Origin of the sequence: Paenibacillus hamazuiensis (assembly GCF_023276405.1) — a bacterium.
Taxonomy (GTDB): Bacteria; Bacillota; Bacilli; order Paenibacillales; family NBRC-103111; genus Paenibacillus_AF; species Paenibacillus_AF hamazuiensis.
In genome coordinates this window covers 1,004,733-1,016,628 of sequence record NZ_JALRMO010000001.1, presented here as the reverse complement: position 1 = coordinate 1,016,628, position 11,896 = coordinate 1,004,733, and the positions used below count along the sequence as shown (strand labels likewise).

At 54.5% G+C, this 11,896-nt stretch carries 9 protein-coding genes; 1 reads left to right on the top strand and 8 read right to left on the bottom strand.

The genetic code is table 11. From position 1 onward, the window contains the following. Positions 1 to 7: 7 nt before the first annotated feature. From MYS68_RS04075 to MYS68_RS04065, 3 genes are all read right to left on the bottom strand, one after another. The gene (locus MYS68_RS04075) at positions 8 to 1,735 is read right to left on the bottom strand and encodes an ABC transporter ATP-binding protein (protein ID WP_248924598.1); all 1,728 of its coding nucleotides are present in this window, start codon (positions 1,733 to 1,735) and stop codon (positions 8 to 10) included. A 24-nt stretch (positions 1,736 to 1,759) separates the two neighbouring features. Continuing rightward, positions 1,760 to 2,422 (bottom strand): TetR/AcrR family transcriptional regulator, encoded by a 663-nt coding sequence (locus tag MYS68_RS04070; RefSeq protein WP_248924597.1) that lies wholly within the window; start codon positions 2,420 to 2,422, stop codon positions 1,760 to 1,762. A gap of 585 nt (positions 2,423 to 3,007) precedes the next feature. Further along, complete coding sequence (locus MYS68_RS04065; protein ID WP_248924596.1) at positions 3,008 to 4,129, bottom strand: NADH-dependent flavin oxidoreductase; 1,122 nt, start codon at positions 4,127 to 4,129, stop codon at positions 3,008 to 3,010. A 328-nt stretch (positions 4,130 to 4,457) separates the two neighbouring features. Here MYS68_RS04065 and MYS68_RS04060 point away from each other — a divergent pair, with 328 nt between their 5' ends. Then, positions 4,458 to 4,979 carry a P-loop nucleotide/nucleoside kinase family protein gene (locus MYS68_RS04060; protein WP_248924595.1) on the top strand — a complete coding sequence of 174 codons (522 nt, stop codon included), beginning with the start codon at positions 4,458 to 4,460 and terminating at the stop codon, positions 4,977 to 4,979. A gap of 59 nt (positions 4,980 to 5,038) precedes the next feature. On the opposite strand, the gene MYS68_RS04055 is transcribed toward MYS68_RS04060, so the two are convergent. The 5 genes from MYS68_RS04055 to MYS68_RS04035 form a co-directional block, all read right to left on the bottom strand. Then, complete coding sequence (locus MYS68_RS04055; RefSeq protein ID WP_248924594.1) at positions 5,039 to 5,842, bottom strand: carbohydrate ABC transporter permease; 804 nt, start codon at positions 5,840 to 5,842, stop codon at positions 5,039 to 5,041. Further along, complete coding sequence (locus MYS68_RS04050) at positions 5,839 to 6,795, bottom strand: carbohydrate ABC transporter permease (RefSeq protein ID WP_248930812.1); 957 nt, start codon at positions 6,793 to 6,795, stop codon at positions 5,839 to 5,841. Before MYS68_RS04050 ends, MYS68_RS04055 begins: the two co-directional genes overlap by 4 nt. 190 nt (positions 6,796 to 6,985) lie before the next feature. Continuing rightward, complete coding sequence (locus MYS68_RS04045; protein WP_248924593.1) at positions 6,986 to 8,344, bottom strand: ABC transporter substrate-binding protein; 1,359 nt, start codon at positions 8,342 to 8,344, stop codon at positions 6,986 to 6,988. A 92-nt stretch (positions 8,345 to 8,436) separates the two neighbouring features. Continuing rightward, positions 8,437 to 10,230, bottom strand: a complete 1,794-nt coding sequence (locus MYS68_RS04040; protein WP_248930811.1) for a sensor histidine kinase — start codon at positions 10,228 to 10,230, stop codon at positions 8,437 to 8,439. Next, positions 10,220 to 11,857, bottom strand: coding sequence for a response regulator transcription factor (locus MYS68_RS04035; RefSeq protein WP_248924592.1), 1,638 nt, complete (start codon positions 11,855 to 11,857; stop codon positions 10,220 to 10,222). Before MYS68_RS04035 ends, MYS68_RS04040 begins: the two co-directional genes overlap by 11 nt. Positions 11,858 to 11,896 lie beyond the last annotated feature (39 nt).

The window sequence follows — 11,896 nt, the reverse complement described above, 5'->3', positions numbered from 1 at the left end:
TGCCCGCTCATGCAATCTCCTCCTCAGCCAGCTGCGAGGCCACGATTTCCCGGTACACTTCGCATGTTTCCATCAATTCACGGTGACTGCCGATTCCGGCGATCTCCCCGTCGTCGAGCACGATGATGCGGTCCGCATCGATGACCGTACTGACCCTTTGCGCTACGATGATGACGGAAGCTTCCGTCGTCTCCCGTTTCAGCGCAGCCCGCAGTTTGGCGTCGGTCTTGAAATCAAGCGCCGAAAAGCTGTCGTCGAACACATAGATGTCCGGCCTGCGCACGATCGCCCGCGCTATGGACAGCCGTTGTTTTTGCCCACCGGACAGATTGGATCCTCCCTGCGAGATAACCGCGTCATAACCTTCCTGCTTTTCGGAAATAAACGAGGCGGCCTGTGCGATTTCCGCGGCATGCCGAATCTCCTCGTCCGTTGCGTCCTCTTTGCCGTAGGCGATATTGTCGCGGATCGTCCCCGAGAAAAGCACCGCTTTTTGCGGAACGAAGCCGATTTTGGAGCGCAGGCTTTCCTGGGTCATATCCCGCACATCGACGCCGTCCACCGTTACGCTGCCGCTGTCCGCATCGTAGAAGCGCGCCAGCAAGCTGACGAGCGTCGATTTGCCCGACCCGGTGCCGCCGATAATCGCCGTCGTTTCCCCAGGCCTCGCTTCGAACGAAATGTTCGAGAGCGCCGGTTTTTCCGCGCCGGGGTAGCTGAACGTGACATGATCGAAAACGACATGACCGCCTTTGCCGGCCGCTGTTTTCGCCTCCGGATGGTCGACGATTTCCGGCTCGGTATCCAGCACCTGATTGATTCGAACCGCTGAAGCGGAAGCACGCGGCACCATGATGAACATCATCGATACCATGATCAGCGAAAACATAATCTGCATGGCATACTGCAGGAACGCCATCAGGTCGCCCACCTCCATGTGTCCGGCGCTGATGCGCAGGCCCCCGAACCAAATGATCGCGATGGAGGTTAGGTTCATGATCAGCATCATCATCGGCATCATCGCCGCCATGATTTTATTTGCCTTTACGGCGGTGTCGGTCAAGTCGAGATTCGCTTCATCGAAACGCTTCTTCTCGTCCTCGTTTCGGTTAAACGCGCGGATCACGCGAATTCCGGTCAAACTTTCCCGCAAGACGAGGTTCAGTTTGTCGATTTTCGGCTGCATGACCTTAAACAGCGGTATCCCTCTGCCCGCGATCAAATAAATCGTCAAAGCGAGCACCGGAATGACGCAAACGATGACCAGCGAAAGCCCGGGATCCTTGGAAATCGCCATGATCGTGCCGCCGATGCACATCATAGGAGCGGCGACCATCATCCGCATCATCATCAGCAGCACCTGCTGCACCTGCGTAATGTCGTTCGTCGTACGTGTAATGAGCGAAGCCGTGCCGAGCTTGTCGAACTCCTGCAGTGAAAAGCTCTCGACGCGGGCGAACGTGCGTCCGCGCACGATCCGTCCGAACCCGGCGGATATTTTGGACGAATAGAAGCTGGAGATCACCGAAAAAAGCCCGCTTACCACGGACACCAATAACATGATGCCGCCGATGCGCCATATATAACCGATGTCCCCCGGAACGATGCCGTGGTCGACAATGTCGGCCATCAAAGTCGGCAGGATCAGCTCGGACAGCGACTGTAGAAATATAAGAAGCAGTACGAAAGCAATCGTCCAGCGATATGGCTGTAAAAATTTAAATAACTTGATCATGATTTCACCCTTTCCTCTTCCATGTCAGCTTTCGTTCGAAGGCGAGGCGACAAGGGCTAAACAGCCGACAACCGCATCCCGGATATCTTGATCGACCGATTGCTCGATGTCCGCCTTGATCCTGTTTTTTTCCAGAAGCTCCTTATTCCGGTGCCGGAAAAACATCGTACTGTGCATCAGCGCTCCCCAAAATTGCAAAGCGAGCAGCTCCGGCGACATGTTCCGGATTTCCCCAAGCTGCATGCCTCTCTCAAGCGTTTGGCGGATGATCGCCATGTTCTCGTGGTGCCAATTCCAATTGGCCAGCTCCTCCGTTGAAAACAGCTCATGCAGATCGTGCCGCATTCTCATGAAAAACAGCACATGATCGGATTCTTCCAGCATATTGCTGCACATGGTGATGATAAACTTCTCGAGCATCGGCAGCACCGGACCGTCCCCTGCAAAATGCGATTGAACGTGCCTTTTCGACATCTCGAACATATGGGTGAACAATTCCCGGAACAACTCGCGTTTATCCTTGAAATAGTAATAAACGAGCCCTCTGGCTACCCCCGCCCGCTCCGCCACATCGCCGATCTCGGCGGCGGCGTAGCCTTTTTCCACATATACTTTCAAGGCACCCCGAATTATCGCTTCTTTGCGTTGTCTGCGGATTTCCTCATTTTGTTCCTTGTTGCGCGGCACCTGTTCATCACCTCTTTTTGATTGACTTTCATGTCAACCAAAATATAGCGTAAGACCGGGTTTGTTGTCAAGCAGCGTTTGCCCCCCACTAGGGCCCGTGCTTCCGTAGCCGACTAGCCCTTGAGGGCGCTCAGGCGTGTTGTTGTCAGGTTAGCGATCCGGTGATTACGTCCCACAAGCTTTATGGACTTCAAATCCGCTATTTTGACTAAATGGTTTTGTTTCCAATTTTGCCGGACAGCAGAGCCTTTATTTATCGAAAGAACGCCTCAAACGAGTCTCTTTTGCAGAAATAACGTACTCTGTGTCCCCGAACCTGCTAAAAGGCTTTATTTCTGTAAAATAACGGACGTTTAGTCCGGATGCAGTCACAGATGTGCCGGCTTTATCCGTTATCACCATCGCATCCATCGTTTCTTTTTGCTGAATGAAGGAGTACTTGCCCCAGGCTCGCGTTTTATACGTCCTTGCTTGCGTCGCAACGCTTCGGACGGACGTCCGAACTTTAAGCGCAAGCGCTGCACCCACGAAAAAAAGGCCAAGGAGATAGCCCTCTCCTTGACCTTTTCAGCATACGAAAACTTTTTATTCTCTGGAATCTTCGACCGGGAACCAGCCGGGAATGCTCAGCATCAGCTTCCACATCGGGTCGGGGATGGTCAGTGCCTGCCGGTCGTTTAATGAGAGGGTCGTCCGGATTTCGTCCTCGCGTCCTTGCCGGATCAGCTCACCCCATTCCGGCTCCATGATCAGCTCCCGCCCGACGGCGATCAGCGGGATGCCGGCTTGCAGAGCTTCCAGCGCATCCTCGGGAGTGTGAACGCTCCCCACGCCGATAACCGGCAGTTCGTGGCCGGCACGCTCCTGAATAATCTCCAGCCGGGAGCGGGTATCGGTAACCCCCCGTCTCGGAACGGAGCGAAAATCTTTTAACGAAATATGAAGATAATCGAGCCCGACAGTCGATAAGGCATCCACAAAAGCCAGCGTATCGCTCATCGTAATACCCGGAGTTTCCGGCTCCTCGGGGGAAAGCCGGTACCCGACGATAAACGGCTTTTTCGCACGGTCGCGAACCGTTTGCAGCACTTTCCTCGCAACCGCCAATGGGAAAGTCATTCGTTTTTCCAGGCTGCCACCGAACGAGTCGGAGCGTCTGTTGGTGTAAGGGGAATAGAACTGATGAAGAAGATTTCCATTGCCGCCATGAATCTCAACGCCGTCGAAGCCGGCTTCGACGGCCCGTCCGGCAGCATCCGCATAAGCTTGGACAAGACCGTGTATTTCCGGTTCGGTCAGCTCGCGCGGTATTGGAGCGCCTTCTCTTTCTTCCGGAATAGTCCCGCTGCTTACGACATCTCCCGTTTTGGAGCCTTGCCTGCCGGCATGGAAAATTTGCAGCACCGCCTTGGCCCCTTCGGCCTGAATGGCCGCAGCAAGCCTGCTTAATCCGGGGATAAGTTCATCCCGGTCCGCACCGGGGGCGCCGTTAATTCCGCCTTGTGCCGATACGTAAGTCGCTGCCGTTATAACCATGCCAACGCCCTTGGCACGGCGAGTGTAGTAGCGAATTTCTTCGTCGGAAATCGAGCCGTCCTCATTGGAGCTCAGATGTGTCATGGGCGCCATAACGATCCTGCTTTTTAGGTGTACGCCGCCAGGCTGAAAAGTAAACGGTTGGAAAATCGGTTGGTAAGCCGGTTTCATTAGTTACAGCTCCTTCGGTACTGGTTTTCCCTCCTGAACGAATCGCAGCTTTACCTATTTCGGATCAAGCTGCAGCGTAGGGGGAGTTGCTGTTACCGATTATAGCGAATAATGAAAAATGGCGTAAGAACGCAATTTACCAGGACCAAATCAGGATGAATGGACACACTTACTTTTGTATAGTTCAAAAGAGCTTAGCTTCTATACGCTCTCCAATCATGCATTTATCATTTTGATATCAGGAGGAATATGGAAAAGATCGGAGAATAGTAGGTTTAACTCCGCATAGGGTTGATGACGCGGCAAAAATTAAAAGGGGGCGGTTTGCATGTTTTTCGTGCAAATGGCCGGTTTTCCCGGCTCGGGAAAATCGACGGTAGCGAGAGAAATTGCCAAGCGGACAAGGGCGGTTATCATTGACCATGACATCGTAAAAACCGCATTGATGCAATTTTCCGAAGGAACGGCGAACGATAAGGCGACAGGTTCGATTGCCTACGGAATCGAGTGGTCGCTGATCGATGTTATTTTGTCTCAAGGGCACTCGGTTATCCATGACAGTCCCTGCTTTTACGTCGAAACCGTAGACAAGCGACTGGAGCTTTGCAACAAATACGATGCGATCTATAAATATGTCGAATGTTATCTTGACGATATGATTGAAATCAATCGCCGGCTCGGAGAGCGCGACCGAATGATCAGCCAAATCGGACAAATCGGCTCCGAGGAAAGGTTCAAGCGGTTAATCGCAGACAGCAAAAAACCGGCCGACCGCAAATGCCTTGTCGTCGATTCATCGCAGCCGCCGGAACGTTATATGGAACGGGTTTTGGAATATATACGCGAATAGCCTCACGTTCCATCGGACGCTATCGCATGAATGAATCAAGGAGCTGCCGCGGCAGCTCCTCACCCCTTTACCGCCCCGGCGGTAATGCCTTTGATAAACGTCTTGGACCCGAGCAAAAAGACGATCAGCACCGGCACGGTCGCCATCGCCAGAGCCGCCATGCGCGCCGCGTAATCGGTGCGGTGCACGATGCCGAGATTTGAGACGAATACCGGGATCGTGTACCATTTCGCATTGTTGATCGTAACGAGCGGCAGCAGGTAGTTGTTCCACGACCACAGAAACACGAGCGTGGCCAAAGTTGCGAGCCCCGGTACGATAAGCGGAAAAACGATGCGGAATAAAATGCCCGGCTCCGAGCAGCCGTCGATGCGCGCGCATTCGATAATTTCGCTCGGCACGGAATCTTTGATAAACTGCGTCATGAAAAAAGCCCCGAACGGAAATGCGGTCCAGATCAGAATGATCGGAAACAGCGTATTGCCGAGCCCCATGTGCTTCATTTGAATGATGTAGCCGATCAGACCGACCTGGGAAGGCACCATCAAGGTGATAATGATGAAATAATTCATCGCCCGCTTCAGCCGGAACCGGTATTTGGCGACCGCATAGCCGGCCAGCGCACTGATCAGCACCGAAAGCGCAACGGCGCATACCGAGACGATCAGACTGTTCGCATACACCCGGAAAAAGTTGGTGGCGAATACCGTTTTGAGATTTTCCGCCAAGTAGTCGCTCGGCCAAAGCGGCAGTCCTTTGAAAATATCTTCGTTGTAATACGTCGACATCGTCAGCATGACGTAAAACGGCAGCAGCGAGACGGCGGTTATCAGCAGCAGGAACGCCCATTTCAGCGCCTTCATGACGTCTCCTCCTTGCCCGACGTTAATTTATAGCTCAAAATCGAGAAAACGACGATAATGACGAACAGCGTGTAAGCGATCGAAGCGCCGTACCCGAACCTCGTATTCGAAATGAACGAATCGTCCACGAATTTCCAAATGACTGTCAGCGCCGCATTGTCCGGTCCGCCGACCGAGCTCGCTCCCGACCATCCGCCGTACAGCAGCTTGGGCTCGTCGAACAGCTGCAGCCCGCCGATGACGGACGTGACGACGAGAAATACCGTAATATTGCGGAGCAGCGGCAGCGTGATGCGGGTGAACGTGTGAAACCCGGTCGAGCCGTCCACCTTGGCCGCCTCGTAAATGTCCTGCGGAACCGCCGTCATCCCCGCCAAATAGATCGCCATAAAATAGCCCAAATAACGCCAAATGATCATAACTGCGATGATCGTACGCGACGACCACGGATTTTGCAGCCAGTAATACCCTTCCTCCATCACGCCGAGCCGAACGAGCACCTGATTGACCGTGCCTGTCTGCCAGTCGAATAAAAAAGAGAAAATAAAACCGATCGCCACCGGCGTCGTGATGTAAGGAAGCATGTTGACCGTTTGGAAAAAACGGCGGCCGCGCGTCAAATGAAAGGTCAAATAAGCAAGCAGCATGCCCAAAATCAGCGTCGCCGGCACGGACATCAGCATAATGACAAACGTATTGAACAGCGATTTGTAAAAAAGCGGGTCGTCCGTCAGCAGCTTGACGTAATTGTCGAGACCGATAAACGTCTTCGGTCCGACGCCGTTCCATTCGGTCAAGCTCAAATACAGAGAATAGGCGACCGGGTAAAAATGAAACAGCACATACAGCGCCACGAAAGGCAGTATGAACAAATACGGCCAAATGCGTATGCTGAGGCCGATCTTCCAGGCGGCGGACGCATTCCTGCGCGCGACAACCGCTTCCGTTTTCATATCCACTCCCATTCCTCCGTCCGCTTGCAAAATTCGGATGAAAAACGGCATACGCGCATACCGCGAGAGCGTCCGCTGCGCAGCGCCAAAGCGGGCCACCGGGCGGCCGCGATGCTGACCACCTGCCTGCGAACCGCCGCTTTTTGCGGAGCCGAATGCCGTTTTTCACCCGCCGGGTTTTAGTTTCGCATCATTTCACGGTGGCATCGGAAGCTTTGTTTTTCACTTCGGCCTTAAACTTCTCCAGCGCCTTATCCGCATCGATGCCCGTATCCTGCGTCCAGAGCGGGTACAGCGTTTTGAACGCGCTGTCCACGATCGACTCGTATTTCGTTTGCGCCTGGCCTTTCAAATCCGGCACAATTTTTTCCACGAAATATTTGGTCAAATTTTGACCGCCGAAGAAGGCGTCGAACTCCGACCCTTTATTGATCAAATCAGCGTTTTTCGCATAAAACGATTTGACGCCGGGAGTAAATCCGAATTTCTCCAAAGCGATTTTCGTGCCTTCGTCCGATACGTAGCAGAAGTTGATAAACGCCCATGCCGCCTGCTTCTGCTTGCTGTCCTTGTACACGCTGACGGCCGTGCCGCCGAGCGTAAATCCGCCGCCGGGCGCTTTGACGAGTCCCCAGCGTCCCTTGCCTTCCTTGTCGTTGGCGGAAATATTCCACTTCGGCCCCCACGGAGCCATGCCGTAGAAAATATTTTCGCCTTTCGCCAGCGAGCTCGACCATGCCGGAGAATTCATCTCCAGCTTGCCCAAAATTCCGGCATTCCGCATCTGGAACAGCGTTTCGAGCGGGCTTTTCATCCGTTTGGTCAAATCGATTTCCTTGCCTTTGATGTATTCCATCGCGTTTTGGCCGCGCAGCACGCCAAAGGCGTCGCCGAGTCCGGCAAACATCGTCACCTTGCCGCCGCTTTTTTCTTTCACCTCAACCCCTTTGGCGATAAACGCGTTCCAGTCCGGAAACATTTTCTCCAGCTGGGCGGGATCGTCGGTGCCCAAATACTGCTTCGCCAAATCGCGCCGGTACGCAAGGCCGGCCGGGGTAATTTGCTGGTCGACGCCGACAAGCTCGCCCTTGGAATTCGTAAGCAGCGGAATCAGATAGTCGAACAGCTCCGCTCTTTTGAAGTTGTACGGCGCTTTCTCGATGTTGTCGAGCACGTCCAGATCGAACAGCTTGCCGCGGTAAGCCATCTCGCTCAGGATGACGTCGGGCACGTCCGAACCGGAAGCGATGCCGCTTTGCAGCTTTTGCAAATAATCGTTCGGGTTCACGACGGTATACTCGACCTTGATGTTCGGGTACTTTTTGTTAAATTCGGGGATCATCGTTTTTTGAAACGTTTCGTCCCAGTCCCATACTTTGATCGTCGCCTTCATATTTTCCGGCGAGCCGGCCTCCTGCCCCTTGCTGTCGCCGGAAGCCGCTGCGCCGGACGGCTTCGTGTCCCCGCCGCTGCAGCCGGCCAGCACCGAGGCGGTCAGCATGAACGCGGCCAGCAATGTGATCCATACCCTGCTGTTTTGTTTTCGCATTCGTTCCCCTCCATTTCAATTCGGAAGCGTTTACATAAATAATAATACCGGGCCCGGCTGCGCAAGCCAATGCAACAATCCGGTCATTTTGTTTAAAATCCGGAAGCGTTTTCATCTTGTTCCCGGCTTGCTGCTGCCGAAGGGCTGCTTTCATGGAACGGCACCCGAATCGTCACTTTCGTGCCGGATTGCGGCTCGCTGCGGATGTCGGCCCGGAATGCCGGACCGTAATAATAGTGCAGCCTTTCCTTGATATTGGCCAGGCCGATGCCTCTCGTTTGGTTGGTGGGCCGCCCGTTTGAGGACGTCTGAAAAATTCCGTTCAGCGTACGCTCATCCATGCCGACGCCGTTATCCTCGACTTCGATGACAAGCTGGCCGTCTTCCTTGGCTGTCCGTATGCGGATGAGACCCGGCTTCTCGGACGGCTGCAATCCGTGAAAAAGCGCATTTTCCACGATCGGCTGAATGATCATGCGGGGTACGACGGCCGTCTCCGTTCCCTCTTCGAACCGCCATTCGACAGAGAAGCGGTCGGGGTAGCGGTAACGCTGGATGTCGATATATTTTTCGATGACGGCGACCTCCTCCCTTAACATGGAAAAATCGGCGCCGTCGCCGGTTTTGATCGTGTCCTGCAAAATTGCGATCAGCGCCTCGGTTATTTTCGCCACATCCCCGCCTCGCGCATCGTGGGACAAATAGATGACGGTATTCAGCGTATTGTATATAAAATGCGGATTGATCTGGGAGATGAGCAAATTCATCTGCATCCGCCGCTTTGTCTCCTCATCCTTCACCGATGTGGCGATCAGCTCCTTCAGCTCGCCGACCATCCGGTTGAAGCCGTTTCCGAGAATTTCCATTTCGTCGCCGCTGCGGATCGTAATGCTCGTGCCGAGATCGCCGACGGACACCCGCTTCATCGCCTGCGTCAGCCGCGAAATCGGATTCGTGATGCTCCAGATGATCGGCAGCATCATCGCCAGCGTAACGATAAGACCCGCTGCGATGATTATCAAATAAACGTACAAAATATTGTTGATTTTGGCGAAAAGCCGCTCTTTGGATATAACCGCCACCTGCACCCAATCTTTCATCGAATTGTCGGTCAACATGATCGTATTGCGGTCCTCCGCATACCCGCCTTTGCCCGGCGGCATTTTATCCGCGATGCCGAAGCTGCCGCTGCCGGTAAGCGGCTTGCCAGCGAACAGCAGATCCCCGTATTCGTTAAGCAGCAGCACCTGCTCGAAATCGGCCATTCCTTTTCCGAAAGCGCCGGCGATCTCCGAATACGCAATATCCAGCACGAGATCGTATTCCGCCGAAGACTTGTCCAGCATGTTTTTATAATGCGCGATATAGCTGATGACTTTCTGGTAGCCCGTTCCCATATTGGCCCGATTGAAATCGTGCGGCACGGAAAACCCGGTTCGCGCCGGCCGCCGCTTAAAATCGGTAAACCATGCTTCCTGCAAATAATCCGCAAAATACGAATCGAACCCGCTGTTGTTGGAAAACACCTGCCCGTCGCTGCGTACGATCATGATGTTATAGATGTTCGCGTTCAGCGACGTAAACCGCTTCAGCTTCTCGCCGATATCGTGTTTGATGAAATGCGCCTCCTCCAATGTCGGATTTTCCCTCGGAATAAGCAGCGCATTGATTTCTTCGTCGGAGATAACGTATTCCGCCGTCTTGATCGCCGTCTCCTGAAACCTGCGGATTTGCGCGGCGGTCTGCGACAGCTTCGTCTTCGTGTCGTTTACCGACTGCTCGCGTATAATGCCCGTCGCGTAGTGGTACGTGAAAAAACCGCTGAACAGCAGCGATACGCAAACGACGACGCCCGTGCTGGCGATAATTTTCGTCCTAATTTTCATGATCACCTGCGGCGGCTCCTTTCCCTTCGGCATATTCGAGCGGACCTACGCCGGTCGCTTTGCGGAATACTTGGCTGAAATATTGGCTGCTTTTATAGCCGGTTTTCTCCGCGATCTCATATATTTTATATTTGCCCGTCGCGAGCAGCCTTTTGGCCTGCTCGATCCGCAGCTGCGTCATATATTCCAGGACGGTTTGTCCCGTCTCTTCCTTGAACAAATGGCGAAGCCTGTCGCCGGTCACTCCCACCCTCTCCGCCAAATCTTCGGCGGTCAGGTCCTCGGCGAAATGGGCATGCATGTGCTCCAGCGTTTGCCGGATTTTGCGAGAAAACCGCGCTGGCGCAGGGCCGCTCGCTTCGCCGAGAGCGCCTTGAAAAACCGCGGCAAACCAATCGCGAATCGAGTCGGCGTGATGCCACTGCGACGGGTCGATCATCGCTGCGGCGGCGCCTTCGCCGAGCTGCGGAAGCCGATTGTCCGTCCTGAAGCGGTTCAACGCGTCCAGCAGCTCGCTGCAGACGGCGCGGAACAGCTCCGGCTGCCGCTGTTTTACCGCGCCGGCGAAGACGGCGTATATCGCCGCACGCAGCGCCTCCGCGTTACGCGAAGCGAGCGCTTCGCGCACCGGGGCGAGCGAAAGCGGGTGCCCGGGAGGATGCGAGCTTGCGGGCGGGTCCGGCTGTGCGAGCGAACGCCTCGGCGGCTCAGGGGCGGCTTCGCCGACTTCGTGCGGCAGTATCGGCTTGTTTTTCGCGAAAAAAACGGAAGCTTCCAGCAGCCGCAGCGTCTCCCGGTACGCTTTGCACAACCCGCCGGCGATATCGTCGAACGGACGCGATGCCGCCAAAACAATCGTCGTTCCGGTCTTCTCGTGGCAGTAGCGGTGGATCGTCTCCGAAATGCTTCGCACCTCCTCGATCCACTGCCGCTCGCTGTTCAGCCGCGTACCGGCCGCGAAAAGGAAGCCCTGTCGGCCTTCTTCGAGCGGAAGCGTTTCCAGTAATGTGAAAATGCCGTTTTCCATATGCATCGGCGGCACCGGGTCTTGTGCGGCGTTCACCGGCCTCTCCGAGAGATGCGGCATTACCGGATAAGGTCTTTTCGGCTGAACCGTCAGCCACACATATCCGTAGGCGGGAACCGTTCCGTTAAGCAGAGCGATTTGCTCGCCCGGAAGCTCCCGTCCGGCCAGCAAATCGCGGTACAGCTGGCGCCTGATGAGCAGCTCCTTCCGCTGCTCGCGCTCCAGCTCGTTTTTGATTTTGATCAGCTCTTTCGCCAATTGGTCGGCCTTCAGCTCATGCTTGACCCAGTAATCGTATACGCCGATTTTGACCGCTTCTTTCGCGTATTCGAATTCCTTGTACGAAGTGAGCAGTACGATTTTCAGATCGCGCGCAGCTTCCAGCGCCTTCCGGCTGAAAGCGAGCCCGTCCAGCGCCGGCATGCGGATATCGACGAAGATAACCTGCGGCTGAAGCTGCCGCACCATGGCCAGCGCTTTTTCGGGAAAGGTCGATTCCCCCGCCATTTCGAAACCGAGCGATTCCCAATCGATCAGCTGCTTGATATGGCGAATAGCCAGCACTTCGTCGTCAACGATCATCACCTTGATTCGTTTCACCCATATCCCTCCCGGCTGCGCATCGGCAAAATTCATTTT